This is a genomic window from Janthinobacterium sp. SUN118 (assembly GCF_030397695.1).
GTDB lineage: Bacteria > Pseudomonadota > Gammaproteobacteria > Burkholderiales > Burkholderiaceae_D > Janthinobacterium.
The window spans coordinates 2,537,299-2,562,336 of the sequence record NZ_JAPUBV010000001.1; the positions used below are offsets into that span (position 1 = coordinate 2,537,299).

The window sequence follows — 25,038 nt, forward strand, 5'->3', positions numbered from 1 at the left end:
CCGATTGTCAGGCCCTGTGCTCAGGCAGTGGCAAGCCAGCAACGCTCTCAGGCCGTGATCAGCTTGATATCGGCGACCCGCTCCACCAGCCAGACAGCGGCCACCAGCGCGATGGCCAGCGAGCCCACGGTCAGCACCTGCCGGTACAACCACGTCTTGCGCAGCAGCCAGGCGACGGGCAGGAAGGCGGCGACGATGGCCAGCTGGCCGATTTCCACGCCCACGTTAAAGCCCAGCAGGCTGGCCAGCAATGCGCCCTGCGGCAAGCCCAGGTCGCGCAGCACGCTGGCGAAGCCGAAGCCGTGGATCAGGCCAAAGGCGAAGGCGGCCACGGGGCGCTTTCCGCGGAACAAAGGCAGCAGATTGTTCAGCGCCGCCAGGATGACGGAAGCGGCGATGGCCGTCTCGACCCAGCGCGACGGCAGCGAGACGAGCGACAGGCTGGCCAGGCTCAAGGTGATGGAATGGGCCAGCGTGAAGGCCGTGATGACTTTCAGCACGTCATAAAAGGCCGCCTGCAAGCCTTGCTGTTCGTCGCGCCGGCCAGGCAGCAGCACGGCCGGCAGCAGCAGCGACAATAGGAACAGGATATGGTCGTAGCCGATCCAGATATGCCAGATGCCGTGCTTCACATAGGCGCCGAACTGCGCCAGGCGGTCGGGCGTCGCCAGCGAGATGGTCTGGCGCGGGTTGTCCGGGTCGAAGATGGCCGTCTGCGTCACGCTGCCGTGATCGATCTTGAGCAGGCCCTTGTGCTGCGGATCGAGGTCGGCGAACAGGGTGTAGCCGATGTGTAAGGCCGTCGGCGCGCCGCCGGGGCAGCTGGCCGTAAAGCGCAGCACGCTGTAGGCGCCGTCCGTGTGGCGGTCGATCAGCTGTTCGACGGCTTTCAACGGGCAGGCGCCCTGGTCGCTGGCCAGCTGCAGGCGCTGCAGGGCATAGGCGGCGATGGCGTCGTGGCGGACGCGGATTTCATCCCACGTCAGCGCGCCGTCGCCATTGCCGTCGAGGCCGATGGCGAAATCGAGGTCGCGCAGGGCGATATCCCATTGCCCTTCGATCCGCTGGCCGTGCACGGCCAGGCTCAGATAGCTGTCGCTGGGCTTGTGGGCTTGCGCGGGAGCGAGCCAGGCGCAGAGTAAAAACAGGGCGAACAAACACCGTTTCACAGCGCACCTGCCTTCCTGGCGGCGCTGAGCTTCTGGCCATCCTGCGGCCCCAGCCGTTTGACCAGCGCCTGCAGGGCCACGTCTTCCACGCCATTGGCGGCGATCCAGGCCAGCACCGGTTGCGCGGCCGCGTAGTTGCGGGCGGCCAGCGCGGCTTCCAGCAGGATGCGCATGTCGGGCGCTTCCTTCTGGATGGCCCAGTTCCGCTGCGCCAGCCGCAGGGCGGCGGGCACATCCTGCTGCAGGAACAGGGCGAAGCGGGCCTGCTCGCGCTGGTGCACGGTGTCGCCGCGCTGCAGGGCGGCGTGGAAACGGGCCGCCAGTTCCGCTTTTGCCGCCAGGAATGCCGCTTGCTGGCCGGGCAGCGCCTGCAGGGCCAGCGCATAACGCAGCAGCAGGGCGTCGATGCGCTGCTGCTCTTTGAGCAGCTTGACGACTTCCTGCGGGCGCTGCCGGTCGAGCAGGAAATCCGCGTAGGCGCCCAGCAGGTAGCTGTCGCGCGGCTGCCGCGCCAGCGCTGTCGTGTAGCGGCTTTCGGCCAGCGCCGTTTCGCCGCGCCGCGTGGCCATTTCCGCCAGCAGGGTCAAGGCCCAGCCTTCCAGCTCGGGCGCCACGCCGGCGCTTCTCTGCAGGGTCAGGTCCAGCAGGCGCTCGCTGCCGGCGGCGCGGCCCGTGACGCTGGCGATATTGGCGATGCAGCTGACGGTAACGAGCTGGCTGGCGAGCGCCGACAGGCGCGCGCAGGCCGCCGTCGCCCGGGCATAGTCGCCCTGCACGGTGAGCACGGTGGCGCGCGTCAGCCAGGCCTGGCCATTGCCCGGTTCCTGCGCGATGATGGCGTCGAGGTCTTGCAGGGCGGGAGCGAACTGGTGGGTGCTTTGCAAGATGGTGGCGCGCAGCAGGCGCACGGGCAGGGGCGGCGCCGCCTGCCGCCACCACGGCGCCAGCGCCGCCTGTGCGTAGCCCAGGTAGCGCGGGTCCGTCTCGCTGCGCGCCAGCGCAATATAGCGCTGCGCCAGGCTGGTGGCCAGCGCCAGGTCTTGCGGCGTGGCCGTGAGTTGCTGGCGCAGGCCGCGCAGGGCCAGCTGCGTGGCGTCGGCGCGGCGCGGCAGCTGTTCGATGACGGCGCTGCCGTCTTTCGGCGTGTAGGGCGCGGCCCATGCCAGCAGCGGCAGGCAGGCGCACAGCAGGGAAATTGGTATTTTCATCGTGGACGCCATCGACGGTGGAGTAGGGCGGCAAGGGCGGGGCGCCGGAGAACGTTGTCTCCGGCACCCGCACTCAGTTACTGCGCGTTACAGCGGCACCGGTTCCGTATTTTCCGGAGACGTCGCCATGATGGCGTCGATGGCGACGCCGTCCTTGTCATCGCTGGTGGTCGCAATGACATTGCTGACGGCCACATAGAAGGCGTCGAGCAGGACCACGGGCGGCGGCGTGGTGCCGCCGTTGTCGCCACTGCTGCTGCCGCCGCCACCGCAGCCGGCCAGCAGGGCCGTGAGCGCCAGGGCGCCGCATGCATAGAGCTTTTTCATCGCATTCTCCTATTACAGCTGCGGCGAACCGGCCACGGGATTTTTCAGGTAGGGGAAAGCTGCCGTGAACGCGGTTTCGTCGAGGAAGGCGCCATCCGTGAAGTGCAGGCCGCCGGCAGGCGCATCGCCGGGGACGCAGCCGATATTGAGCGTGCACAGCTTGCCCATGGCCACGCGCAGCACCACGTCGACCACGTCGTCGCCAGGGCGGCGGCCATTCGGGAAGCCCGCGTTGTCGCCGCCGATGACGCCGAGGCGGTTTTGCGCACCCACATTGGTGGCCGCGATCGACGTGTTCAGGCGCAGCATTTCAGAGGCAACCACCGTCACGGGCTGGTTCACGCCCTTGATGCCGGTCAGGAAAGCAGCCACCAGGTCATTGCGGGGAAAGTTGGTGGGCGCCTTGGCGCCGGCCGAGCCGAACAGCACTTCCACCAGCGCCGGTGCCGTCGGGTTGGTGACGTAGTCGGCGAATTGCGCATCGCCCGACGGCTTGCTGGCGTTGAAGCGGTCCTTGTCCTTCAGGCCGATCACCAGTTCATTTACCAGCGGCATGCCCAGGCGCGACACCTGCACCCAGGCGCCGCCTTCCTTCGACGCCGTGGTGGTGGTCCCGGGCGCGGGATTCAGCAAACGGCCCTGGCGCAGGCTGGCCGTGGTCCAGCCGCCGATGACGGGGTCGCTGCCGGCCGTCAGGCAGGAGGTCGGCACTTCCATCTCGATGGCCGTGACGTTCTTGCGCGCCAGGTCATCCTTGGCTGCCGACTCCGCATTTGCGGCGAATTCCGTGGCGGGCGCCTTGATATTGATCAAGTCGAAGGTTTCGCCCAGGTTGACCACGAACGGATCCTTGCGCTGGCCGACGAACAGGCGCGCCGGCGCGGCGCAGCCGGGAATGTTGACGGCGTACACATGCTGTGCCGCATAGGCGGCGTAGTTGGGGATGGCCTTGTTGCCGATATTGTCGACGGGCTTGTCGAACGTCGTGCCGCCGCCGCTGGCGTTGGTGACGGCGCTTCTCGTGCCCGTGCGCCGGTCGCCGCGCACCACGGTCACGCTGTACGTTTCGCGCACGTTCAGGCCGGCCGGATTGACGGAATCGATGGCGCCGCCGTTGATGACCAGCGGAATCGACACTTTCTTGCCGCCCACGGTGAACTGGCCATCCTTGATGGTGTTGGTGAAGCGGAACTGGAAGGTGAGGTCTTCCTTGCCGTCGCCATTGTTGTCGATATGGATTTCGTACAGGGCGTTGGGATCCATGGCGAAGTAGTTGGGGCCGCCATACGCGTCCTGCAGGGGGATATAGTCGGCCACCAGCGTGGTGTAGGCGCCGCGGCCGGCCTCATAGCTGCGGAACATATAGAAGTCGGTGGCGTCGACTTTGGGGTTTTGCGTGATGAATGGCGCTTCGCGGTGGCTGGAAGCGTAGGCGGCTGGCGCCAGGGCCAGCGCCAGCAGGTTGCCCAGAAGGGCGGCGCCGAGGGCGGTTTTCGAGCGTGACAAAGACATTTCGATTCTCCCGATTTTTATGTACGTTGACCAACAAGTCCAAAAAACTGCAGGCTGCCTGACTTGTACGCACGGCGGGAGAAAACGGATTCAATTCTTTGGCCAGGGCCGCCAGGGGCTTACCAGGCCAGCACTTTCGGCCCGATGGCGGCGCCGATGGCGGTCGGCACCAGCATGCCCAGCACATACCAGAAACCGACGAAGCTGGCGGCCAGCTCCGGGCAATGCAGGCAGTAGACGAGGGCCGCCATGGCGCCGGCGGCGAACCCGGCGCCCGCGCCCGCCAGGCGCAGGCGCGTGGGCGCCAGCTCGCGCATCAGGCGCAGCACGGCGGCCAGGAGGGGCAGCGACAGCATGGCGATCAGCAGGGGGCAGCTGCGCCAGGTGGCGCCCCAGAACAGCTCGGCACGCTGCTCTGGCGGCGCTTCATTGACGGTGATGGCGCCCAGCGCCCACATCAGGAGCACGGGCACGGCGATCAGCAGCGGCAGGGCGCGGGTGGCCGCGCCCGGCATGCAGAGGCGGCGGCTGACATGCCAGGCTGCCAGGGAGAGGCAGATGACGAAACCGACCTTGATCCAGAAGTCGGGCAGCAGGGCCAGCTGTTCCAGGTTGGGGCGCACGCCCAGCAGCACGGCCATCAGCGCCACGCTGGCCAGTACTCCGGCGCCCAGCGTGGCGGCGGCGCGCCAGTGCGCGCCCGGCGGTGGCGCGGCTGCCACGTCGGGGCCGCTGGCCAGCATGGCGATCAAGTCATCGGTTTTCATGGTGCGTTTCCCTCATTGCCTGTTCTTAAATGGGCCGCCAGCGCCTTCAAGCCGCGGTGCACGGCCACCTTGACGCTGGCTTCCGAAATCTGCATGGCGGCCGCCGTGTCGCGCACGGACCAGCCGTCGAGCTTGGTATGCACGATGGCGTCGCGCTGCTGCGCCGGCAAGCCGGCCAGTAATTTGCCCAGGTCGCGGCTGGCCTCGGCAGCGTCGGCGTCGGCGCTGGAAAACAGTTCCTGCGCACCATCCTCCTCGTCATACGGCAAGTGCAGCGCCTCGCGCCGCGCATGCCGGCGCAGCCAGTCGATCAATTTATAGCGCGCGATCGCATGGATCCACGACGTCAGCGGCACCCCCGTATCGTAGGTCAGGCGCTGGTTGTGAATGCCCAGCAAACACTCCTGCACCAGGTCTTCCACTTCATCCGGCCAGCGCTGCAGGCGCCGCCGCAGGAATGCGCGCAAATGCTGGCTCGTTGCCTGCAAAAAACTGCGGTAGGCCGCCGCATCGCCATCGAGCCCGCGCAGCATCAAGCCGTGCAGCCGCAATTCCGTGCCATGCAGGTGTTCGCTTACAGGTATTCGTTGCATGCGGGCCTTTGGTGACAGGCATTGAAAAAATAAATCCCGGATTATTTTTGGCAGCGGCTGTAACCAATCCGTATCGCGCGGCGAATTGACTGGCAAGCACGCTTCTTCATTCAACGCTTCTTAATTCAATATACCGGCTAAAGACCATGGACATCAAGCACCGCCTCGCAATCCTGCTTCTTCCCGCCCTCGGCGTGAGCGTAGCGGCGCCGGCCGCCGCGCAAATGGCGGCCGGCCAGCGCTGCGCCGTGCACAGCGGGCCGCGGACGGCGGCGCTGGTGGAACTGTACAGCAGCGAAGGCTGCTCCAGCTGCCCGCCCGCCGACCAGCGCCTGAATGCCCTGCGCAAGGAGGCGGGGGCGGCCAGCCTGGTCGTGCCGCTGGCCCTGCACGTGACGTACTGGGACCAGATCGGCTGGGCGGACCCGCTGGCGCAGGCGCAATTCGACGCGCGCCAGGCGCGGCTGCTGCGCTACCAGCCACGCCAGGTCGCCTACACGCCGCAGTTTTTCGTTGGCGGCACGGAATTGCGCGGTTGGCAGACACAGTTGCCGGCCGCCATACGCCGCATCAACGCGACCGCCGCCAGCGTCAACATCGGCCTGTCCGCCACGCCGGGGGCGGGCGGCAAGCTGCTGCTCGACGCGCATGCCAGCGCGCCGGACGCGGCCACCAGCGGCGAGCTGTACCTGGCCATCAGCGAAAGCGGCATCACTTCGACCGTGCTGCGCGGCGAAAACCGCGGCGCCACGCTGCACCACGATGCGGCCGTGCGCTTGTGGCTGGGACCGGTAGCGCTGGCGCAAGGACGCGCCCGGCTGCGCCGCGAAGTCGATCTTCCTGCCAGCTGGCGCCCGGAGCAGCTGCAAGTCGTGGCCTTCGTGCAGCAGACGGGCGGCAGCGCCATCCTGCAAGCCGTCAGCACGGCGTCCTGCGCCGGGGGAGTGCTGTGATGCAGACGCCTGCCACCGCCACCATCCACCCGGCCTGGCTGCGCATCACGCACTGGCTCAATGCCGTGGCCGTGGTCGTGCTGGCCGCCAGCGGCTGGCGCATCTACAACGCGGCGCCATTTTTCCCGTTCGAGCTGCCGCGCGCCTTGACCCTGGGCGGCTGGCTGGGCGGCGCCCTGCAATGGCATTTCGCCGCCATGTGGCTGCTGGCGGCCAATGGCTTGCTGTACCTGTTGATCAATATTGCCTCGGGACGCATGCGGCGCCAGTTCTTTCCCCTCTCGCCACGAGCGCTGCTGGCCGATTTTAGCGCCGCGCTGAAGGGCAAGCTGGCCCATGCGGACCCGCGCCATTACAACATGGTGCAGCGCGCCGCCTACCTGTTCGTCATGTTGGACTGCATCGTGCTGGTGCTGTCCGGCCTGGTGCTGTGGAAGTCCGTGCAGTTTCCCATCCTGCGCGAGCTGATGGGCGGCTATGAGAGCGCGCGCCGCGTGCATTTCATCGCCATGGCGCTGCTGGCCGGCTTTGTCGGCGTGCATCTGGCGATGGTGGCGCTGGTGCCGCGCACCTTGCTGGCCATGCTGCGCGGACGTTAAACGGAGAACCCCATGAAAAAAAACATCATCGTGGCTGAACCCGGCCAGGCCATGCTGGCCGATGCCTTGCGCCAGATCAAGCAGCCGTCGCGTCGCCTGTTCCTGCAGCGCAGCCTGACCCTGGGCGGCCTGTCCCTGCTGACGGGCTGCAATGTCAGCGAGCCATCGAGCATCGAGACGGCCCTGGCGGCGGTGTCGCGCTTCAACGACACGGTGCAGGGCTGGCTCTTCGACCCCAATAAACTGGCGCCGACCTATCCCGAGTCCATGATCGCGCGGCCGTTCCCCTTCAACGCCTATTACGGCGAGGATGAGGTGGAAGAGGTCGACGGCGACGCCTGGCGCCTGGAATTGAGCGGTTTGATCGCCGACAGGAAGCCGTGGAGCTTGCCGCAGCTGCGCGCCTTGCCGCAGGAAACGCAGGTGACGCGCCACATCTGCGTGGAAGGCTGGAGCGCCATCGGCAAGTGGGGCGGCGTGCCGTTTTCCCACTTCCTCAAGCTGGTCGGCGCCGACACGACGGCGAAATACATCGGCTTCAAATGCGCCGACGATTATTTCACCAGCATTGACATGGCCACGGCCCTGCATCCGCAAACCATCATGGCCCTGAGCTACGACGGCAAGGAACTGCCGCCCAAGTATGGCTACCCGATGAAGCTGCGCATGCCGACCAAGCTGGGCTACAAGAACCCCAAGCATATCCAGGCCATTTTTGTCACGAACACGTATCCGGGAGGGTATTGGGAGAATCAGGGCTACAACTGGTTCGGCGGCTCCTAGGAAGGCCGGGAAGGCGGTAATGCGCCTGGCCTTGGCCACACCTCCCGACCTTCCTGTTATTTGGCAACAGGCATTACCGGCAGCACAGCGACAGTTTTACCACCGGGCAATTTCGCCCATCCAACACTGAGACAAGGACTTATCATGAAAACCACGATCACCGCCATCATCGCTTCCGCCATCCTCATGTCGGGCGCCGCGTTCGCCCAGGACGCCATGAAGAAGGACCCGATGGCCAAGGAGGCCTCGGCCGACGCCATGCACAAGGATGCCATGGGCAAGGATGGCATGCACAAGCCGATGGCGAAGAAACACATGAAGAAAGACCACATGGCCAAGGATGGCATGGCAAAAGATGCCATGGCGAAAGACGGCATGCAGAAGGATGAGATGAAAAAGGATGGCATGGCCAAGGATGCGATGGCCAAATAAGCTGGCATAGCCGGCATTGCGCCGCCTCTGGTGGCGGCGCAATGCCGCGCGGGTATTGACGCGGAGTGTGCAATGCATCAGAGTTCATGGCGATGGCTGCCTTCGGCCGCCTTGCCGGACTCCGGCCCGCACCCTGCGCACTACTGGAAACCAAGTCTGCCCATGCCGCCACTGCCTTTGCTTGAAACGCCACGGACTGTCCTGACCGTGCTGCATCCCGACAATGCCGGTTTGCTGCATGCATACCAGCAAGAGAACAAACGGCATCTGGCGCCGTGGGAGCCGGAGCGCGACAGCCAGTTCCATACTGCAGCGGCGTGCCATTCGCGCGCCGAGGCGGCTTACCGCGCGTATCTTGATGGCCATGCCGTCAATTTCATCGCCATCGACAAGGCCGCGAAGACGATGGTTGCCGGCTGTAACTTCACGAATATCGTCAGGGGCCCTTTGCAGGCCTGCAATCTCGGCTATTCGATCGCCCGGGAATATGAAGGCCGCGGCCTGATGCAGGAAGTGGCGGCGGCGGGCATCCGCCATGTATTCGAGGTCGTTCGGCTGCACCGCATCATGGCCAACCACATGCCTGCCAATGTCAGGAGCGAACGCCTGCTGGGAAGGCTGGGATTCGAACGGGAAGGCTATGCCCGGGCCTACCTGAAAATTGCCGGGAAATGGGAGGATATGGTGCTCAATGCGCTGATCAATCCGCAAGGATAGGCTGTCGTGCCATGCGGATGGGCCGATACTTGTATACTGCTTGCTTTCGTCTCGCTTCCGATGCATTTCGCCCGCTACTCAACCGCAGAGCCATGAACGATCCGCACACCACCGCGCTTGCTCCCGAACCGCACGCCATCGCCATCTCCGACAAATCCCTGCGCCGCCGCTCGCTGTTCGCCGCCTGCGGCGCGCATGCCGTGCATGACGGCTTGACCGATGTCATCTATGTGCTCTTGCCCATCTGGCAAGCGCAGTTTGCCATCAGCTACGCCATGGTGGGGCTGCTGCGCGGCTCGTATTCGGGCATGATGGCCGGTTTCCAGTTGCTGGCCAGCCGCATGGCGCGGCGCTGGGGGCGCGAGCGCATGCTGGTGGGCGGCACGGCGCTCGCTGGCCTCGCCTATCTGATCGCGGGGCAGGCGGGCGGCCTGGCCGTATTGCTGCTGGCCTTGCTGCTGGGCGGACTGGGCGCCAGCACCCAGCATCCGCTGGCCTCGTCCATCGTCACCGATACGCACGAGGCGGGCGGCGGCGTGAAGGAAGCGCTGTCGCAATACAATTTCGCCGGCGACATCGGCAAGACCCTGATCCCCGCGCTGGTGGGCCTGCTGTTGCTGGTGTGCAGCTGGCAAGCCAGCGTCAGCCTCATCGGCCTGCTGGGCCTGGCGGCGGCCGGCTTGCTGTGGTGGCTATTGCCGAAGCCCGGCGAGCTGCAAGCCATCCAGAAAAAAGTGCTCAAACCGATCGCGGGCAGCGGTTCGGCAGGGGGCTTTCGCGCGCTGCTGGCCACGGGCACGCTGGACAGCGCCGTGCGCATGGGCTTTCTCACCTTCCTGCCATTTTTATTGAAAAGCAAGGGCGCGGGCACGGCTGGCATCGGCGTGGCCTTGTCCCTGCTGTTCGTCGGCGGCGCCTTCGGCAAGCTGCTGTGCGGCTATCTGGGCGCGCGCATCGGCATGATGAAGACCGTGTGGCTGACGGAATCGATGACTTCCGTACTCATCGTCGCGGCCCTGTGGCTGCCCCTGGCCGGCATCATGGCCATGTTGCCCTTGCTGGGGCTGGCGCTCAACGGCACCTCGTCCGTGCTGTATGGCGTGGTGCCGGAACTGGCCGGGCCCGGCAAGCGCGAGCAGGCATTCGCCCTGTTCTACACGGGCACCATCGGCGGCGGCGCGCTGTCGCCCGTGCTGTTCGGCGCCTTGGGCGACCATACGAGCGTGCCGACGGCCTTGACGGTGCTGGCGGCGCTGTTGCTGCTGACCTTGCCGCTGGCGTGGAAGGTGCAGAAGGGTTTGCGGGCGTGACGGGGGAAGACTGGTTTGCGCGGGAACAACTGCACCGCGCCGCACAGGATGGGGACATGAAGGAGATGCGGCGCCTGCTGGATGCCGGTTTTCCGCCGTGGCTGTTTGACGACTTGAGTTGCACGCCGCTGCATTATGCCGTCCAGGGCGAGCATTACCATGCCGCCGAGCTGCTGCTGGGCGCCGGCGCGCAGGTCAATGCGCATGAGCAAGACCGGATAGGCGAGACGCCGTTATGCCTGGCCGTGCAGGGCGACTACCCGGAAATGGTCGGCTTGCTGCTGCGCCATGGCGCGGACCCGGACATTCCCGGCTGGATGGAGCTGACGGCGAGGCTGCGCGCGCGCAAGCGCAAGGATGAGGCGGGCCGGCAGATCGCTGCGCTGCTGGCGCGCCATGCGCCGGTTCTCACACGGTAATTCCCGGCATGCGCACTTGCCCGCCGATACTCCCATCGTCTACACTCGCCGCATGAAAAATTTTGAAAAGCGGCGCGACCGCTATGACTTGTTCCGCGCGTTCGAGAATCCCCTCGTCAACATCAACTTCATGCTCGACGTGCCGGATTTCCGTCCGTACTGCAAGGCGCGGCAGATTCCCGTGTTTCACTTCTTCCTGTTTTGCGTCCTGAACACGGTCAAGGACATCGACAATTTCATGTACCGCATCTACCAGGATGAAGTCATCAGGATCGACGATTTCCCCGCCTCGTACACCGTCATCAATGGCGACGAAAACCTGAACTACACGCGCTTCGCCATGACGGACCAGCTCGACGTCTTCATCGCGCGCAGCCTGGAAGCAAAACGCATCGCCGAAACCAGCTCCGAGCTGATCAACACGGGCGAGGGCATGAGCGAGCGCGAACAGCGCAACAATATCTTCATCACCAGCCTGCCGTGGCTGGACATGCGGGCCATCGAGCACCCGATCCACCGCCACCGCGACGCCGATATCCCGACCTTTACCTGGGGCAGGTTTGGTCCTGCGCAAGAGGATGGCCGCATGACGCTGCCGTTTTCCGTGCAAGCCCACCATGGTTTTGTCGACGGCTATCACATCCAGAAGCTGGCGCAGGCGCTGGCGCGGCGCATCGCCGATATGATTTCTTAAACCAGATAGTCGCTGGGCGCCTGGCCCAGCACGCGGCGGAACGCGGCCGTGAAGGCGCTGGGACTGGCGTAGCCCAGGTCCAGCGCGATCCGCGTGACGGCTTGCCCGTCGGCCAGGCGCGCGATGGCTGCCAGCAGGCACGCTTGCTGGCGCCATTGGGCAAAGCCCAGCCCCGTCTCGGTGCGGAACAGCCGCGTAAACGTGCGCCGGCTCATGCCCGCCTGCGCCGCCATCGCGTCCAGGCTGCCATCGATGCGCGGTTGCCGGAACAGTTCAGTACACAGCCGCGCCAGCCTGGCGTCCCGCGGCAGCGGCGCGCTCAGGGGCAGGGGCGTGGCGGCGGCGATTTCGTCGAGCAGCAGGGCCATCAGGCGCCCGGCGCGCGATTCGGCCGCATATAAAGCATCGACCTTGACGGCGTCGGCCAGCAGCTGGCGCAGCAGCGGCGAGGCGCCCAGCACCTGGCAGTGCGCCGGCAAGCCCGCCTGGACCACGGCGCCGGGCTCGATGAAGACATTCAGCATGGTCACCGCGCCATGCATGCGCATGCCGTGCGCCAGGCCGGCCGGCACCCAGCAGGCGCGCTGCGGCGGCACCAGCCAGTTGCCTTGCGGCGTGTGCACGCTGATGGCGCCCCGCGCCGCATAGGCGAATTGCCCACGTGCATGCTGATGGCTGGGAAAGATATCGCCGGACGCATGGTCGCGCGCGGTGGCGATCAGCGCGCGCGGCGATTCCGTATAAAAGTCGCTCATGGCCCGAACTCTACAGTATTTGACCCGGCATCGAAAGCGGGCCGCCATGCGCGACCTTACCATGGCTGTTTTCTACTCGGGAGCAGTGATGCACAATACCTATCATCGCGTGGGCACGGGCGCCCATGCCGTCCTCGTGCTGCACGGCTGGTTTGGCGACGCGCACGCCTTTGCGCCGATGGAGCCTGGCCTCGATGGCGCCAGTTTCAGCTATGTCTTCATGGACAACCGCGGCTATGGCGGCATGCGTGGCGCGGCGGGCGACTACACGGTGGACGAAGTGGCGCGCGACGCGCTGGCGCTGGCCGATGCGCTCGGCTTTGCCACCTTCAGCGTGGTCGGCCATTCGATGGGCGGCATGGTGCTGGAAAAACTGGCCTTGCAGGCGCCCTTGCGCCTGCGCAAGCTGGTGGCCGTGGCGCCCGTGCCCAGCTGCGGCGTGGCCTTCGAGGCGGCGGCCCGCGCCCTGTTTCTCGACGCCCCCGGCAGCGTGGCGGCGCGGCGCGCCATCATCGACCGCAGCACGGGCGCGCGCTTGCCTGCAAGCTGGCTGGACTGGAAGGCGGCGTATTCCTGGGCAAGTTCGGATGCGGCCGCGTTTGCCGCCTATTTCCTCGCCTGGAGCGAGACGGATTTCAGTGGGGAAGTCAAGGCGGCGCGTCCGCAGCTGCCCTTGCTGGCGCTGGCGGGCGAGCATGACCCGCGTTTCGATGCGGCGCTGATGCGCCGAACGTACCTGGCGTGGTACCCGCGGGCCAGACTCGAGGTGCTGGCCAATGCGGGACACTATCCGATGAATGAAACGCCGCTGGCCCTGGCGGCCAGCATCGAGGCGTTTTTGCAGGAAAAGTAACTGCGCCGCTTATGCCGCCTTGGCGCGCAGGCGCAGCAGGCTCAGGCCCAGCAAGACGAAGGCGCCGCCCGAGATGCGGTTGAACAGCTTGGCGCGGCCCGGCGTGGCCAGCTGGCTTTTCAGCAGGCGCGCCAGGTTGGCGTAAAACAAATGGGCCAGCATGGCGCAGGCGACAAACGAGGTCGTCAGCACGGCAAACTGGATGCCCACGGGCTCACCCGGCGTGATGAATTGCGGGAACAGGGCCGAAAAGAACAGGATGGCTTTCGGATTCGTCAGCGCCACCGTCAAGCCCTGGCGGAACAGTTTCCAGAACGAATTCGGATTCGCCGTGCCCGGCAGCGCTGGCGCATCGGCCACGATGCTGGTCTTGCTGCGCCATTGCTTGATGCCCAGGTACACCAGGTACAGGGCGCCAGCCAGTTTCAGCAGCATGAAGGCCGTGGCCGAGGTGGCCAGCACGACGCCCATGCCGGCCATGGCCACGCCGGAAATGATGAACAAACCAAAGCCATTGCCCATGCTGCTGATCATCGCGCGGCGCGGGCCGACGGCGATGGCGTTGGAGATGGCCAGCAGGACGGCCGGGCCGGGCGAAAACGTGACGAGCAGGGCAACGCTGCAAAATAGCAGCCAGTTCGAGAGATGCATGGATGTTCCTGGATGGGGCCGTGGCCGGATTGAAAAGTCAAAACATGCTTATTGTACGAAGTTTTTCGCGCGCGCGTCGGCGGCCCCGGCAGGCGCAGCCCACCGTGCCACGGCGTCAGACGAGCACGGGCAGCACGGGATGGGGAACGCTGTGGGCCAGATCCGGCTTCGGCACGCCCGATGGGGATGCGGCGGCGATATGCGCGGCCAGGGCGCGGCCGCTGAGCCAGGCGCCTTCCACCGTGCCCGCCTGCAGCCAGTCGCCGCACAGGCCCAGCCGCGAACGCTCATGCCAGGCGAACAGTTCGTCGTGGCCGGCGGCCGGGGCCGCGTGCTGCCAGCACTGGGTGCTCCATGCCAGCGGCGCCGCGCCGCCAAGCTGGGCGAAGGCGTGCAGCAGCGCCTTGGCCACCTGGTCGGCGGACCAGTCCAGATGCGCTTCACTCCATTCCGGTTGCGCGTGCAGCAGCCAGCTTTCCTGGCCATGGCGGCCCGGCTTGCTGTTATTGCGCGCGACCCAACGCAGCGGGCCGTGGTTGACGAAGGCGGCGTCGAACGGCAGGGCCAGCGGCTGCGCGTAGCGGGCCATGACGGCCCAGCAAGGTTGCATGACGCTGGCGGCCGCCAGGCTGGCCAGGCGGCGCGAATGGGCTTGCAGCAAGGGCAGGGCTTGCGGCGCGGGCATGGCCAGCACGACGCCATCGTAGACGGCTTCCAGCAAGCCCAGTTGCCGCGTTTGCAATTGCCAGCCAGCCACGCCACGCTGCAGGGCGGTAATCGTGGTTTGTAAGTGCAGCGGCAGGCCGCTGGCCAGCCAGCGGGCCGGCGCGTTCATGCGCGGCATGCCGACGAAGCGTTCGACGGGGCCGGCCGGCGCATGCGCGCTGCCGTCCGCCGCCAGCAGGCACAGGCGCGGCGTCCACAGGGCGGCCACGCCTGCCAGTTGCCAGCGCGCCACTTCGGCGCGAAACGCGGCCGAGCGGGCCGTGAAATACTGGGCGCCGTGGTCGCATTGCCAATTCCCGGCGCGCCGCGTGGCCATGCGGCCCGCCACCGTGCCCGCCGCATCGAAGACGCTCACTTGCCAGCCAGCGTGCTGCAAGGCGCTGGCGCACGACAGGCCGGCGATGCCGGCGCCGACGACGGCGATGTGGCGCGGCGCGGCCATGTGCGGCTTATCCATGCGTTTCCGTGGGCAAGGGCAAGCCTTCGGCGCGCGCCAGCCGGTCCATGGCCAGTTCCAGCATGGCCCTGGCCTGGCCCGTGGCGTGGGCCAGGTCCTGGTGCAGCAGGGCATCGTCCGGATGGCGCGTGGCGCAGTGCTGGCTGTAGCGCTCGAAACTGCCCACCATCGACAGGATTTCCGCCAGGTGGCGCGGGCATTCGCACTGCACGGTCGAGGTGGCGGCCGTGATGGCGGCCAGCGCCTGGGCGTCGAAACGGCAGGGCGGAACGGGCAGCGCGGCTGGCGGGGGCGGCGCGGCTGCCGGGCCGGGATGGCCCAGGGCGCCGGCGCACATGCGCAGGATGTCGGCCGGCGCGGCCGGTTCGCGCGCCAGCAGGCAGTCCTGCGCACGCAGGTGGGCGATGGTGGCGCTGGCGCCAAAATGGAAGAGCACGACGACGGTGCGGGCGGCGCCCGCCAGGCGCGCCGCGCGGATCAGCGGCAAGGCTTCGTCGGACAGTTCGGCGATTTCAAGCATGACGATGTCGGCGCGCGCCCCCAGCAAGGCTTGCGGCGCCTCGGCCAGGCTGTCGCAGACGCGCACCACGTCGCAGGCGGGCAAGGTGGCCGTGCCGCGCAAGTCGCTGGACATGCGCATCGGCAAGGTGGTGCCGACGAGTGCCAGACGCAAGGGGCGCGGCGGCGGGACGCCGCCAGGCGCGCCGAGCGGCATCAGCAGTTGCTGCAGGCTGTCTGGCGGCAGGCGGGCCAGCATGCCGACGGCATGGCCGAGGTCGGCCAACTGCTTGATCAGGCCCAGGCGCTGGACTTGCTCCGGCGAATACAGGCGCTGGCCGCTGGCCGTGCGCTGCGTGGCAGAAATGCCGTAGCGGCGTTCCCACACGCGCAGGGTTTCCACGGGCAGGCCCGCCATCCGGGCGGCGGCGCCGCTGCGCAGCGCGCCGCGTTCGCCATCGTCGGCGACGCTGCCAATCGCCTCGTTCGATATGGTCGATGCTGTCATGATGACCCGCTGATGAACCGTGATTTTTTCATTGTAGCGGTTCAATTTCCTTGTGCAAGCGATATTCACGGCTACTTGTGCGATATCAAGCGGGTCACTTCGTTCAGGCGAACAGGCTGGCCACGACATGGTTGATGGCGGCGCCACCGGCGATCAGCCAGCAGAACAGCAGGCCGGCCAGCAGCAGCGGCTTGATGCCGGCGCGGCGGATGGCCGACATATGCGTCGTCAGTCCCAGGGCCGCCATGGCCATGGCCAGCAGGGCCGTGTCGATATCGGTGATGGTGGCCACCATGCTGCCCGGCAGCAAGCCCAGCGAATTGAAGGCCACCACGGCAATGAAGATGAAGGCAAACCAGGGAATGGCCAGCTTGGCCGCCTTGTCGCCGCCGCCCGCCCTGGCCTTGCCGCGCGCCAGCACCGCCGACAGGATGACGAGGAAGGGCGCCAGCATCATCACGCGCACCATCTTGGCGATCACGGCCGCGTTCGCCGCTTCCTGGCCGATCGACTTGCCTGCGGCCACCACTTGCGCCACTTCATGCACGGTCGATCCGATGTAGACGCCGAAGGCCGTGGGCGTGGCGCCCAGCAGATGCCAGCCCAGGTTCAGCTGGTACAGCAAGGGGTACAGGAAGATGGCGATGGTGCCGAACACCACGACCGTCGAGACGGCCACGGTGACGTCCTCGCTGCGGCCTTTCACGACGGGTTCCGTGGCCATCACGGCCGCGGCGCCGCAGATCGAGCTGCCGGCGCCGATCAGGATGGCGCTGTTGCGCTCGAGCTTGAAGACCCTGGTACCGAGGAACATGGCCAGGCCAAACGTGGAGGTCAACACCAGCGCGTCGATGGCGATGCCGGCCAGGCCCACCTGGCCGATATCCTGGAAGGTCAGGCGGAAACCGTAGAGGATGATGCCCAGGCGCAATAATGTCTGCTTGGAAAAAGCCACGCCGGCGCCGCAGGCGGGCGCCAGGCGCGCATACACGCTATTGCCGAGAATAATGCCGAGCATGATGGCCAGGGTCAGCGCGCTCATGCCGTGGCTTTGCATCCAGCCCAGCTTGCCCAGCTGGATGGCGCCATAGGCGATGAGGCCGCTTAGTAGCAGGCCGGGCAGCAGGCGGCCATAGCGGTCGCTGACAGTGCTGGTGTTGGTGGTCGAGAGGGATGACATGCCGTACTCCATGGTTCTGTGTTCGTATGGCATGACTGTACAGTTCGGTGATTAAATGGTAAAACGGATTGTTTTTGTATGTTTAACCTAAAAAATAGGTAATTGAGGAGGCAGCAACGTGTCATTAACTTTACGCCAATTGCAGATCTTTCTCGCCGTCGCCGACACGGGCAGCACCAGCGCGGCCGCGGAACATATTGCTTTGTCGCAATCGGCCACCAGCGCGGCCCTGAACGAACTGGAAGCGCTGCTGGGCGCGCAGCTGTTCGACCGCGTCGGCAAGCGATTGCTGCTCAACGACAACGGCCGCTTGCTGTTGCCGCAGGCGCGGCAGATGCGCGACGCGGCCGCCAGCATCGAGCGCCAGTTCGCGGGCGCCGACCCGTCCGTGCCCGTCAGCCTGCAGATCGGCGCCAGCACCACCATCGGCATCTATCTGCTGCCGCAGATCCTGGCGCAGGCGGCCCGGCAGTACGGGCGCAGCATCCCGCAGGTGACGATCGCCAACACGGCCGACATCGCCGCCGCCGTGGCCGCATTCCAGGTCGATATCGGCCTGATCGAGGGGCCGTGCCACGAGCCGGGCTTGCTGGTGGAGCCGTGGCTGACGGACCAGATGCTGATCGTGGCCGCGCCCACGCACCCGCTGGCGCAGCTGCGGCACCTGCTCAGCTTTACGGAATTGAACCAGGCCGGCTGGCTGCTGCGCGAGGCGGGCTCGGGCACGCGAGAGGCCGTCGAGCAGGCGCTGGTGCCGTATTTGCATTATCTGCGCGCTGCGGGAGAATTCAGCAATTCGGAAGCCATCAAGTACGGCGCGGCGGCCGGCCTGGGCATCGCCTGCCTGTCGCGCGTGGTCGTGGCCGATTTGCTGGCCAGCGGGCAGCTGGTGGAACTGGAAACCATGCTGCCGCCCCTGGAGCGCAACTTTTACCTGATACGTCAGTCTAAAAAGATCCTCTCGCCGCGCCTGACCGGCTTTCTGGAGCTGTGCCGCCACGCTTCGCGCATGGCGGGCTAGTTCGTTGCGCGGTCGCGGCCATTGTCACGGGAGCCGGCGGGGGTGTTGTTGTTGTTGTTGTTGTTGTTGTTGTTGTTGTTGTTGTTGTTGTTGTTGTTGTTGTTGTTGTTGTTGTTGTTTGTTACAGGACAAGCGTTACAGGGCACGCTCGTCCAGCTCGTAGTCAGTCGTAGTTGCTCTGGGTCTATCTTTCTTGCGGCAGCTTGCCGGCATCCGGGCGCGCTATGCGCTGAGCTGCTGGCAGTCGCCTACTTGGGTCGTGGCGGCGCCAGCTTCGCATCGGGTGGCGCCAGGGTGCCTGCGCGTAGCCGCTTGACGGCTACGGCCACGGCGCGCGCCACGTTGCGCACTTCCTCCTGCATGGCCGTGTCGCGGTCCAGCGTTTCATGGCTTTGCGCGTAGCTGTCGTAATAACCGATGTAGCGGTCCAGCCGTGACTTGGCGCCCGCGTCGACCAGGCCCATCCAGTCCAGCCAGTCCGACAGGCCGCGTCGCACGCCTTCGATGCCGGCCACGTCGCCATGCACGACGAGGCCATACGCGCGCCCGGCCAGGTGTTTTGGATAATCCCAGCCTTGCAGCTCCAGCGCTTTCGCTTCCACGGCTTTCTTGCCATGCGTGCTGGTCGGGTCCGGGTTGCCGCCGTCGGCACATACGAGCCTGTCTATCATCAGTTTCAGCACGCTGGGCGTCTGGTACCAGTACACGGGCGTGAGGATGATGACGGCATGCGCGGCCGTCCAGCGCTCGTAGATTTCCGCCATCCAGTCGTTCGTCTGGCGTTCGCCATGGTTCGGGTAGCAGCTGCACGGCCAGTGGCACAGCGGCATGGCCGTCGAGACACAGCCCTTGCACGGGTGAATGTGCAAGTCGTACGAGGAGGTCAGCAGGCTCAGGTCGAGCACGTCGGCCTCGATCTCGTCCGCCAGCAGCACCTCTTTGGCCCACTGCGTCATGCGCCACGTCTTCGAAATTTCACCTGGGCAAGAACCGTCATTGCGCGCCGCGCCGCAGATCAACAGCACGCGCGACGGTGTGGCCGGGTCTTGCTGACGCGCCTGGGCCGCCAGTAAACGGTTGCGCGTGGCCATCCATTCCACCGAGATATCGTAGTCGGGGTCCGCAAAGCCAGGTCCCGCCTTTTGCGTGAGAGGCGCCTTGCGGCCCTCCTTGTAGTTGTTCCACGCCACTTCTTCCACCTGCACGAGGGCGCCGCGTACGGCATCGAAGGTGGGATCGGCAAACGAGCGGATGAATTGCAGGTGGAATTCGACACGGCCCAGGGAATCGGGCGCCTGGCCCTGGCGCGGTACGGGAACGACGGGGGTGACGGGAGTGGCGGACATGGCTTCTCCTTGGTGGGATGGAGCCATGCTGCCGCATGGGCGGCCCGCGGTCTGTGCGTTGAGCAACGGTGCGGGCGGGCTTGACGAAATTCCACTTTAGGGATAAATTCCCATATATGGAAAATCATGCATTGCTCGATAACGATACGGAACAGCGGCTGGCGGCGCGCCTGAAACAGCTGCGCGTGGAGCGGGGCTGGTCGCTGGACCAGCTGGCCGGCGCCAGCCAGGTCAGTCGCGCGACATTGTCACGCCTGGAAAACGGCGAAGTCAGTCCCACGACGAGCGTGCTGGGCAAGCTGTGCGCCGCCTATGGTCTGGCCATGTCGCGCCTGCTGCGCATGGTGGAAGACGATTTCCCGCCCGTGCTGCGGCGTGCCCAGCAAAGCGTGTGGAGCGACCCGGACACGGGCTTTCGCCGCCGCTGCGTCTCGCCGCCATCGCGCGCGTTGGCCGGCGAGGCGCTCGAATGCGAACTCGATGCGGGCGTGACGATCGCCTACGCCGCCTCGCCGCGGCCCGGCATGGAACACCATCTGCTGCTGCAGGAGGGCAAGTTGAACGTGACCGTCGATGGCAAATCCCACGACTTGCTGGCCGGCGATTGCCTGCGCTACCAGTTGCACGGCGCCAGCGCCTTCGTCACGCCGCCCGACAGCGGCGCACGCTATTTCCTGTTCATCGTCTGAGGCCGCCATGCATCCATCACTACGACTTTTCAGCTCCACGGATATTCTTGCGCGCCTGCCGGAACTGGGCGCGCTGCTGCAGGCATGCGTGCATGATGGCGCCAGCATCGGTTTTATCCTGCCCTTCGATGCGGCGGCCAGCCAGGGGTTCTGGGCGGACAACGTGCTGCCGGCCGTGACGCGCGGCGTGCGCCTGCTGCTGGTGGCCGAGGTGGACGGACAGGTGGCGGGCGCCGTGCAGCTGGACTGGGATACCAACCCCAACCAGGCGCACCGGGCCGAGGTGCGCAAGCTGCTCGTGCATCCGGCGTTTCGCCGGCGCGGCATCGCCCGCTTGCTGATGCAGGCGCTGGAAGCGCAGGCGCGGCTGCTGCCGCGCAGCCTGCTGACGCTCGACACGCGCAGCGATGACCATGCGGAACCGTTGTACTTGTCGCTGGGCTACGTGGTGGCCGGCAGCATCCCCGGCTATGCGCTGGCGCCGGCCGGCGAGCGGCTCGACGCCACCACCATCATGTACAAGCTGCTGTAGCGGGGAACTCAGGCTTTCAGCCGCGCTCTAACAGCAGGGCGGCGCGCCGACGGTGTTGACACCATGGGCTGGGTGGTGCTTTGCTGCGTCTGCGTCTGCGTCTGCGTCTGCGTCTGCGCCGTGGCCAGGCTGATGCCGTGCGCCGCATGCGCAGGCGTCAACGCCGGCGCATGGCCCAGCTTGAAGATGCCCACCGTGCCCGACAGCTGCGTGGCGCGCTGCTGCATGCTGGCGGCCGCCGTTGACGCCTGTTCCACCAGCGCGGCGTTTTGTTGCGTCACGTGTTCCATCTGTACGATGGCGGCATTGACTTGCTCGATGCCCGACAATTGCTCGCCGCTGGCCATGCTGATTTCACCCATGATGTCCGTCACGCGGTGCACGCTGGCAACGATATCGCGCATGGTGGCGCCCGCCGTGTCGACCAGGCGCGCGCCCGCATCCACGCGCTCGACGGAGTCGCCGATCAGCTGCTTGATTTCCCTGGCCGCGCCGGCCGAACGCTGCGCCAGGGTGCGCACTTCGCTGGCCACGACGGCAAAGCCGCGTCCCTGTTCGCCCGCGCGCGCCGCTTCCACGGCCGCATTCAGTGCCAGGATATTCGTCTGGAAGGCGATGGCGTCGATGACGCCGATGATATCGACTATCTTTTTCGACGAGGCATTGATCGAGCTCATGGTCTCGACCACCTGCGCCACCACCTTGCCGCCTTTGCCCGCCACCTCGGCCGCCGAGAGCGCCAGCTGGTTGGCTTGCCGCGCGTTATCGGCATTCTGCTTGACGGTGCCCGTCAATTCCTCCATCGATGCGGCCGTCTGCTCCAGAGAACTGGCCTGCGCCTGCGTGCGCTGCGACAGGTCGAGATTGCCGGCGGCGATCTCGCCCGAGGCGCCCGCGATGTCGTGCGTGCCGCCGCGCACCTCGCCGACGATGGCGGTCAGGCTGGCCGTCATGTCTTTCAGCGCCTGCAGCAACTGGCCCACTTCATCGCTGGATTCGACGCGGATATTGTCGCTCAGGTCGCCGCCGGCCACCTTGCGGGCCACTTTGACGGCGTGGCGCAGCGGGCGCACGATGCCGCTGCTGATGAACCAGGCCGTAAGCAGACTCAGCACGCCGCCGATCACGCCCAGTGCAATGATCAGCATGCTGGTATTGCGCGCCCGCGTCACAGCCGCGCCGGCCGCTTCGCGCATGAGGGTGGACTGGGCCGCGATCTGCCGGTCGATGTCGCGCAGGGTCGCCGGATCTGCCTGCGTGGAGTTGCGCAAGGCGTGCAATTGTTCGATGCGCGCATAGCGCTGGTTCACGCTGGCGTCGATTTCCCCGCTGACCGTGGATAGTTGCCAGGTGCTGATGATCACGACGATGGCCAGCAACAGCGATGCCAGCAAGAAGCCTGTTGTCAGGCGTGCTCCGATACGGATGTTGGAAAGTTTCATGTCCCCTCAGCGGTTGTCCCATGGTGGCCACTTCCCATGCGGACGGCATGGCGCGGCGCGATTGCCCCTGACATTGCTGGGGTGAAATGAGTGTAGCAGTGCGGTACTAAGTAATCTATAAATATTTCCATATTGGAATTTGTTGCTGATTATTCAGCAACAGATGACGACTGCATGTCGGAACGAATCACGGCAATGAATCAGGAGTTTTCCTACTGATTCGGGCGGGATTGTCTGACTAGCCATTTGAGCCGCCACGCCTACACTCCAATCCTGGCCCGCTGGCGCATGCCTGCCGGCGGCATCGCGATTGTCAACCGTAACTTAAATGCAATATTAACCGCAACAGGAGACCGAGATGGCGAATATTCAATCGGGTACGGAAGGGACGGCACGCACGGAACTCATGGCCACGCGCCTGAATGCCCTGGACTGGGTGGCCATGGTGCTGCTGATCGTGGGCGGCTTGAACTGGGGCCTGGTGGGCCTGTTCGATATCGACGTCGTGGCGCGCCTGCTCGGCGACGTGACGATGGCGTCGCGCACCGTCTATGTGTTGGTGGGCCTGGCTGCCCTGTATTCGATCTATCTGTGCGTGCGCAAGCTGCCGTCCAAGCCATGACGGGAGAGCTGCCATGCCTGTCGGCGCCCATCCCAAGCGTGAACGCGAATTCAGGAAGCTGGAAAAGGATTTCAAGCAGGAAGGGCGCTATCGGGGCCGCGAGGAAGAAGTCGCCGCCCGCATCGTGAACAAGCAAAGAGCGCAAGCGGGCGAAACGCTCATGCCACGGGTCGGCAAGCCAACGGGCAAGGGTGGGACGCCGGAGCTGCCCATCGACGGCTACCAGCACCTGACGGCGGCGCAGATACGCGGCAAGCTGGAGGGGCTGTCCGCTGCCGACCTCAAGCGTTTGCGTGCCTATGAAATGGCGCACAAGAAGCGCAAGGGCGTATTGCAGGCGCTGGGAGCCTGACCCGGCGCGACGTGGCTCCTGTGGCTTGATGCGGGGCCTTGCTTCCAGCAGGCGTGGCCTCGCACGGCTTGCCGGTCTGCGGCGCGGCCGTGCGCGCTTGCATACGCTTATTGGTCTGGCTTAGGTTTAAGCTTGGTGGCTTGATTGGCTTATTGCTGCGTACGCAAATAGGCCAGCAAATCGGCCACTTGCTGGGCATTGCCGATGCCCCAGAAGCGCATGTTGTTGCCGGGAATGAAATCGCTGGGCGCTTTCAGGAAGGCGGCCAGATTGTGTTCGGTCCAGACGACCTGGGAGTTTTTCATGGCCGCCGAATAGCGGTAATCGGTGGTGGCGCCCGCCTTGCGGCCAATCACGCCCGTCAACTTGGGGCCGAAACCGCCGCGCGCCGATGGCCCCACCTGGTGGCAGGAGGCGCACTTGCGAAACGCCGCCTTGCCCGCCTCGGCATTGCCCTTGAGGGCGGGTGCCGCTGGAGTTGGAGCTGTGGCTGCGGGCGTACCCGCATGGGCCATGACGGCTTGGGAGCAGAGCACGGCGAACAGCGTGGCGGCCGCCAGGCTGTTGCTACGCATGCTGGTCGGCGGCAGGCGCAGCGGGCGGTGAAGAAGATAATGGCAAGCTTGTAACAGGTTTTTCATGGTGAAAGCGGATGCGTCAGGCACGTGCGTGGCAAGCGATGGCGTATTTTACAGGGTGGTATGGATACCTGCCTTTATGCATGCATCCGCTGCGGCAGGTCTGGGCCACGGTGCGGCCAGCACGGTGTGGCCTGTCTTGCCGCTGCTATCTGCATTGCCGCATTGACGCATGCGCGTTGCAGGCGGTTGCAGTTACAGTCGGTACGCCGCCGCTAACGCTTGCCGCCTTGCGCGCCCAGCGCCGCCATGGCCGAAGCGAAGACGATGCAGCCGATGGCCAGCCACTGGGTCATGCTCAGCAGTTCTCCCAGGACCACCATGGCGGCCAGTGCGCTGACGGCCGGCGCGGCGCTGCTGAACATGCCGAACACGCCTTGCGGCAAGCGGCGCAGGGCGAAGATTTCCAGGGAATATGGCAGGGCGCTGGAGAGCATGGCAATCGCCAGGCCCATGAGCGCAATCGACGGCGCCAGCAGGGCCGTGCCCGAGTAAGTGATGCCGATGGGTACCGTCACCATGGCCGCCACCGTCATGCCCCACGCCACGGCCTGGCCGCCCTGAAGACTGGAAGCGCGCTTGCCGAAGATGATATACAGCGCCCAGCACAGCGCCGCGCCCAGCGCATATGCCACGCCGATAGGGTCCAGGCTACCCGGGCTGCCTTGCAGCGGTAACAGCAGGTACAGGCCGAACACGGCGCAAGCCACGGCCAGCAGATCGCGCGGCCGCCGCGACGACAGCATGGCCACGGCCAGCGGCCCCGTCACTTCGATGGCAACGGCGATGCCGATCGGTATCAGCGCAAACGCCCGGTAAATCAGCAAGTTCATCAAGCCCAGCACGGAACCGTAGACCAGCAGGTTCAACACATCCTTGCGCGTGAGGCGGTAGCGCCATGGCCGGAAGATCGCCAGCAGGATCAGTGCCGAAAACCCCACGCGATAGGCCGTGATGCCCTCGACACCGATGACAGGAAACAGATTCTTCGCAATCGCCGCCCCCAGATTGACGGAAATCTGCCCTCCCAGTACGGCCAGGGAAGGGAGCAGGATGCTGTCGGGGAGGGGGGAGGTCGAGGCGGGGGAGGTCATGGGGCGTGATTTTAATACGCCTGGGCCTGCCAGTCGCTGGCAACTTGGTAAGTTGGGAAGATTTAACTGGGCAACCGCTGGCATCGCTGGCGTATCGCGGCTTCTTTCATGTCATTTTTTTGATGTGGTGTTGTGAAATACGCTACAGTTGCAGAATTGTTTGCGAATGACCAGTGGGTGCACGTTGTCAG

General features: G+C 65.8%; 29 protein-coding genes. 14 read left to right on the plus strand and 15 right to left on the minus strand.

Translation table 11 applies throughout. From position 1 onward, the window contains the following. Positions 1-47 precede the first annotated feature (47 nt). From O0880_RS11360 to O0880_RS11385, 6 genes are all read right to left on the minus strand, one after another. A complete protein-coding gene (locus O0880_RS11360; RefSeq protein WP_289886526.1) occupies positions 48-1,169 on the minus strand; it encodes a HupE/UreJ family protein in 1,122 nt (373 codons plus the stop codon). Continuing rightward, positions 1,166-2,377: a hypothetical protein gene (locus O0880_RS11365; RefSeq protein WP_289886527.1), complete on the minus strand. Its 1,212-nt coding sequence runs from the start codon at positions 2,375-2,377 to the stop codon at positions 1,166-1,168. Before O0880_RS11365 ends, O0880_RS11360 begins: the two co-directional genes overlap by 4 nt. Before the next feature lie 87 nt (positions 2,378-2,464). Then, positions 2,465-2,704, minus strand: a complete 240-nt coding sequence (locus O0880_RS11370; protein ID WP_071323447.1) for a hypothetical protein — start codon at positions 2,702-2,704, stop codon at positions 2,465-2,467. A gap of 12 nt (positions 2,705-2,716) precedes the next feature. After that, entirely contained in the window at positions 2,717-4,216 is a 1,500-nt protein-coding gene (locus tag O0880_RS11375; RefSeq protein WP_289886528.1) for a DUF4331 domain-containing protein, read from the minus strand. A 119-nt stretch (positions 4,217-4,335) separates the two neighbouring features. Further along, a complete protein-coding gene (locus tag O0880_RS11380) occupies positions 4,336-4,983 on the minus strand; it encodes a DUF1109 domain-containing protein (protein WP_289886529.1) in 648 nt (215 codons plus the stop codon). After that, positions 4,980-5,576: a sigma-70 family RNA polymerase sigma factor gene (locus tag O0880_RS11385; protein WP_289886530.1), complete on the minus strand. Its 597-nt coding sequence runs from the start codon at positions 5,574-5,576 to the stop codon at positions 4,980-4,982. The genes O0880_RS11380 and O0880_RS11385 overlap by 4 nt, the downstream gene beginning before the upstream one ends. A 146-nt stretch (positions 5,577-5,722) precedes the next feature. On the opposite strand from O0880_RS11385, the gene O0880_RS11390 reads away from it, so the two are divergent. The 8 genes from O0880_RS11390 (at position 5,723) to O0880_RS11425 (ending at position 11,483) form a co-directional block, all read left to right on the plus strand. Beyond that, positions 5,723-6,529, plus strand: coding sequence for a DUF1223 domain-containing protein (locus O0880_RS11390; protein WP_289886531.1), 807 nt, complete (start codon positions 5,723-5,725; stop codon positions 6,527-6,529). After that, positions 6,529-7,128 carry a cytochrome b/b6 domain-containing protein gene (locus O0880_RS11395; protein ID WP_289886532.1) on the plus strand — a complete coding sequence of 200 codons (600 nt, stop codon included), beginning with the start codon at positions 6,529-6,531 and terminating at the stop codon, positions 7,126-7,128. Before O0880_RS11390 ends, O0880_RS11395 begins: the two co-directional genes overlap by 1 nt. A 12-nt stretch (positions 7,129-7,140) precedes the next feature. Next, positions 7,141-7,911, plus strand: coding sequence for a molybdopterin-dependent oxidoreductase (locus O0880_RS11400; protein ID WP_289886533.1), 771 nt, complete (start codon positions 7,141-7,143; stop codon positions 7,909-7,911). A gap of 144 nt (positions 7,912-8,055) precedes the next feature. Beyond that, a complete protein-coding gene (locus O0880_RS11405; protein ID WP_289886534.1) occupies positions 8,056-8,343 on the plus strand; it encodes a pentapeptide MXKDX repeat protein in 288 nt (95 codons plus the stop codon). Between the two features lie 162 nt (positions 8,344-8,505). After that, entirely contained in the window at positions 8,506-9,060 is a 555-nt protein-coding gene (locus O0880_RS11410) for a GNAT family N-acetyltransferase (protein ID WP_289886535.1), read from the plus strand. 92 nt (positions 9,061-9,152) lie between these two features. Next, positions 9,153-10,370, plus strand: coding sequence for an MFS transporter (locus tag O0880_RS11415; RefSeq protein ID WP_289886536.1), 1,218 nt, complete (start codon positions 9,153-9,155; stop codon positions 10,368-10,370). Next, positions 10,367-10,789: an ankyrin repeat domain-containing protein gene (locus tag O0880_RS11420; RefSeq protein WP_289886537.1), complete on the plus strand. Its 423-nt coding sequence runs from the start codon at positions 10,367-10,369 to the stop codon at positions 10,787-10,789. The genes O0880_RS11415 and O0880_RS11420 overlap by 4 nt, the downstream gene beginning before the upstream one ends. A gap of 52 nt (positions 10,790-10,841) precedes the next feature. After that, a complete protein-coding gene (locus tag O0880_RS11425) occupies positions 10,842-11,483 on the plus strand; it encodes a CatA-like O-acetyltransferase (protein WP_289886538.1) in 642 nt (213 codons plus the stop codon). Here the strand turns inward: O0880_RS11425 and O0880_RS11430 are convergent. Next, positions 11,480-12,238 carry a helix-turn-helix transcriptional regulator gene (locus tag O0880_RS11430; RefSeq protein WP_289886539.1) on the minus strand — a complete coding sequence of 253 codons (759 nt, stop codon included), beginning with the start codon at positions 12,236-12,238 and terminating at the stop codon, positions 11,480-11,482. The two genes, O0880_RS11425 and O0880_RS11430, sit on opposite strands and share 4 nt — an antisense overlap. A gap of 88 nt (positions 12,239-12,326) precedes the next feature. On the opposite strand from O0880_RS11430, the gene O0880_RS11435 reads away from it, so the two are divergent. Further along, a complete protein-coding gene (locus tag O0880_RS11435; RefSeq protein WP_289886540.1) occupies positions 12,327-13,091 on the plus strand; it encodes an alpha/beta hydrolase in 765 nt (254 codons plus the stop codon). Between the two features lie 9 nt (positions 13,092-13,100). Here the strand turns inward: O0880_RS11435 and O0880_RS11440 are convergent, their stop codons facing one another. From O0880_RS11440 to O0880_RS11455, 4 genes are all read right to left on the minus strand, one after another. Continuing rightward, positions 13,101-13,742 (minus strand): LysE family translocator, encoded by a 642-nt coding sequence (locus tag O0880_RS11440; protein WP_289886541.1) that lies wholly within the window; start codon positions 13,740-13,742, stop codon positions 13,101-13,103. Between the two features lie 115 nt (positions 13,743-13,857). Continuing rightward, positions 13,858-14,925, minus strand: coding sequence for an FAD-dependent oxidoreductase (locus O0880_RS11445; RefSeq protein WP_289886542.1), 1,068 nt, complete (start codon positions 14,923-14,925; stop codon positions 13,858-13,860). Continuing rightward, entirely contained in the window at positions 14,918-15,931 is a 1,014-nt protein-coding gene (locus tag O0880_RS11450) for a MerR family transcriptional regulator (RefSeq protein ID WP_083412132.1), read from the minus strand. The genes O0880_RS11445 and O0880_RS11450 overlap by 8 nt, the downstream gene beginning before the upstream one ends. A gap of 103 nt (positions 15,932-16,034) precedes the next feature. Then, positions 16,035-17,111 (minus strand): YeiH family protein, encoded by a 1,077-nt coding sequence (locus O0880_RS11455; RefSeq protein WP_289886543.1) that lies wholly within the window; start codon positions 17,109-17,111, stop codon positions 16,035-16,037. Between the two features lie 118 nt (positions 17,112-17,229). Between O0880_RS11455 and O0880_RS11460 the strand changes: the two genes are divergently transcribed. Continuing rightward, positions 17,230-18,132, plus strand: coding sequence for a LysR family transcriptional regulator (locus O0880_RS11460; RefSeq protein ID WP_289886544.1), 903 nt, complete (start codon positions 17,230-17,232; stop codon positions 18,130-18,132). 248 nt (positions 18,133-18,380) lie between these two features. On the opposite strand, the gene O0880_RS11465 is transcribed toward O0880_RS11460, so the two are convergent. Next, entirely contained in the window at positions 18,381-19,478 is a 1,098-nt protein-coding gene (locus O0880_RS11465; RefSeq protein ID WP_289886545.1) for an NAD(P)H-dependent oxidoreductase, read from the minus strand. A 116-nt stretch (positions 19,479-19,594) separates the two neighbouring features. Between O0880_RS11465 and O0880_RS11470 the strand changes: the two genes are divergently transcribed. Together O0880_RS11470 and O0880_RS11475 are read left to right on the plus strand one after the other, a co-directional pair. Next, positions 19,595-20,167 (plus strand): helix-turn-helix transcriptional regulator, encoded by a 573-nt coding sequence (locus O0880_RS11470; RefSeq protein WP_289886546.1) that lies wholly within the window; start codon positions 19,595-19,597, stop codon positions 20,165-20,167. Positions 20,168-20,174: 7 nt separating this feature from the next. After that, positions 20,175-20,699, plus strand: coding sequence for a GNAT family N-acetyltransferase (locus tag O0880_RS11475; RefSeq protein ID WP_289886547.1), 525 nt, complete (start codon positions 20,175-20,177; stop codon positions 20,697-20,699). A gap of 8 nt (positions 20,700-20,707) precedes the next feature. On the opposite strand, the gene O0880_RS11480 is transcribed toward O0880_RS11475, so the two are convergent. Next, positions 20,708-22,141: a methyl-accepting chemotaxis protein gene (locus O0880_RS11480; RefSeq protein WP_289886548.1), complete on the minus strand. Its 1,434-nt coding sequence runs from the start codon at positions 22,139-22,141 to the stop codon at positions 20,708-20,710. Between the two features lie 358 nt (positions 22,142-22,499). On the opposite strand from O0880_RS11480, the gene O0880_RS11485 reads away from it, so the two are divergent. Both O0880_RS11485 and O0880_RS11490 read left to right on the plus strand, forming a co-directional pair. Then, entirely contained in the window at positions 22,500-22,763 is a 264-nt protein-coding gene (locus O0880_RS11485) for a DUF378 domain-containing protein (RefSeq protein WP_289886549.1), read from the plus strand. A 13-nt stretch (positions 22,764-22,776) separates the two neighbouring features. Next, the gene (locus tag O0880_RS11490; protein ID WP_289886550.1) at positions 22,777-23,115 is read left to right on the plus strand and encodes a hypothetical protein; all 339 of its coding nucleotides are present in this window, start codon (positions 22,777-22,779) and stop codon (positions 23,113-23,115) included. Between the two features lie 149 nt (positions 23,116-23,264). Here the strand turns inward: O0880_RS11490 and O0880_RS11495 are convergent, their stop codons facing one another. Together O0880_RS11495 and O0880_RS11500 are read right to left on the minus strand one after the other, a co-directional pair. Further along, positions 23,265-23,630 carry a c-type cytochrome gene (locus O0880_RS11495; protein ID WP_289887346.1) on the minus strand — a complete coding sequence of 122 codons (366 nt, stop codon included), beginning with the start codon at positions 23,628-23,630 and terminating at the stop codon, positions 23,265-23,267. 338 nt (positions 23,631-23,968) lie between these two features. After that, positions 23,969-24,847 (minus strand): EamA family transporter, encoded by an 879-nt coding sequence (locus O0880_RS11500; RefSeq protein WP_289886551.1) that lies wholly within the window; start codon positions 24,845-24,847, stop codon positions 23,969-23,971. Positions 24,848-25,038: the final 191 nt, after the last annotated feature.

Bases quoted from the DNA above. Each gene is read 5' to 3' on its own strand.
- O0880_RS11365 (WP_289886527.1), bottom strand. From the start codon at position 2,377: ATGAAAATACCAATTTCCCTGCTGTGCGCCTGCCTGCCGCTGCTGGCA.
- O0880_RS11370 (WP_071323447.1), bottom strand. From the start codon at position 2,704: ATGAAAAAGCTCTATGCATGCGGCGCCCTGGCGCTCACGGCCCTGCTG.
- O0880_RS11375 (WP_289886528.1), bottom strand. From the start codon at position 4,216: ATGTCTTTGTCACGCTCGAAAACCGCCCTCGGCGCCGCCCTTCTGGGC.
- O0880_RS11380 (WP_289886529.1), bottom strand. From the start codon at position 4,983: ATGAAAACCGATGACTTGATCGCCATGCTGGCCAGCGGCCCCGACGTG.
- O0880_RS11385 (WP_289886530.1), bottom strand. From the start codon at position 5,576: ATGCAACGAATACCTGTAAGCGAACACCTGCATGGCACGGAATTGCGG.
- O0880_RS11390 (WP_289886531.1), top strand. From the start codon at position 5,723: ATGGACATCAAGCACCGCCTCGCAATCCTGCTTCTTCCCGCCCTCGGC.
- O0880_RS11395 (WP_289886532.1), top strand. From the start codon at position 6,529: ATGCAGACGCCTGCCACCGCCACCATCCACCCGGCCTGGCTGCGCATC.
- O0880_RS11400 (WP_289886533.1), top strand. From the start codon at position 7,141: ATGAAAAAAAACATCATCGTGGCTGAACCCGGCCAGGCCATGCTGGCC.
- O0880_RS11405 (WP_289886534.1), top strand. From the start codon at position 8,056: ATGAAAACCACGATCACCGCCATCATCGCTTCCGCCATCCTCATGTCG.
- O0880_RS11410 (WP_289886535.1), top strand. From the start codon at position 8,506: ATGCCGCCACTGCCTTTGCTTGAAACGCCACGGACTGTCCTGACCGTG.
- O0880_RS11415 (WP_289886536.1), top strand. From the start codon at position 9,153: ATGAACGATCCGCACACCACCGCGCTTGCTCCCGAACCGCACGCCATC.
- O0880_RS11425 (WP_289886538.1), top strand. From the start codon at position 10,842: ATGAAAAATTTTGAAAAGCGGCGCGACCGCTATGACTTGTTCCGCGCG.
- O0880_RS11430 (WP_289886539.1), bottom strand. From the start codon at position 12,238: ATGAGCGACTTTTATACGGAATCGCCGCGCGCGCTGATCGCCACCGCG.
- O0880_RS11435 (WP_289886540.1), top strand. From the start codon at position 12,327: ATGCACAATACCTATCATCGCGTGGGCACGGGCGCCCATGCCGTCCTC.
- O0880_RS11440 (WP_289886541.1), bottom strand. From the start codon at position 13,742: ATGCATCTCTCGAACTGGCTGCTATTTTGCAGCGTTGCCCTGCTCGTC.
- O0880_RS11445 (WP_289886542.1), bottom strand. From the start codon at position 14,925: ATGGATAAGCCGCACATGGCCGCGCCGCGCCACATCGCCGTCGTCGGC.
- O0880_RS11450 (WP_083412132.1), bottom strand. From the start codon at position 15,931: ATGACAGCATCGACCATATCGAACGAGGCGATTGGCAGCGTCGCCGAC.
- O0880_RS11455 (WP_289886543.1), bottom strand. From the start codon at position 17,111: ATGTCATCCCTCTCGACCACCAACACCAGCACTGTCAGCGACCGCTAT.
- O0880_RS11465 (WP_289886545.1), bottom strand. From the start codon at position 19,478: ATGTCCGCCACTCCCGTCACCCCCGTCGTTCCCGTACCGCGCCAGGGC.
- O0880_RS11470 (WP_289886546.1), top strand. From the start codon at position 19,595: ATGGAAAATCATGCATTGCTCGATAACGATACGGAACAGCGGCTGGCG.
- O0880_RS11475 (WP_289886547.1), top strand. From the start codon at position 20,175: ATGCATCCATCACTACGACTTTTCAGCTCCACGGATATTCTTGCGCGC.
- O0880_RS11480 (WP_289886548.1), bottom strand. From the start codon at position 22,141: ATGAAACTTTCCAACATCCGTATCGGAGCACGCCTGACAACAGGCTTC.
- O0880_RS11485 (WP_289886549.1), top strand. From the start codon at position 22,500: ATGGCGAATATTCAATCGGGTACGGAAGGGACGGCACGCACGGAACTC.
- O0880_RS11490 (WP_289886550.1), top strand. From the start codon at position 22,777: ATGCCTGTCGGCGCCCATCCCAAGCGTGAACGCGAATTCAGGAAGCTG.
- O0880_RS11495 (WP_289887346.1), bottom strand. From the start codon at position 23,630: ATGGCCCATGCGGGTACGCCCGCAGCCACAGCTCCAACTCCAGCGGCA.
- O0880_RS11500 (WP_289886551.1), bottom strand. From the start codon at position 24,847: ATGACCTCCCCCGCCTCGACCTCCCCCCTCCCCGACAGCATCCTGCTC.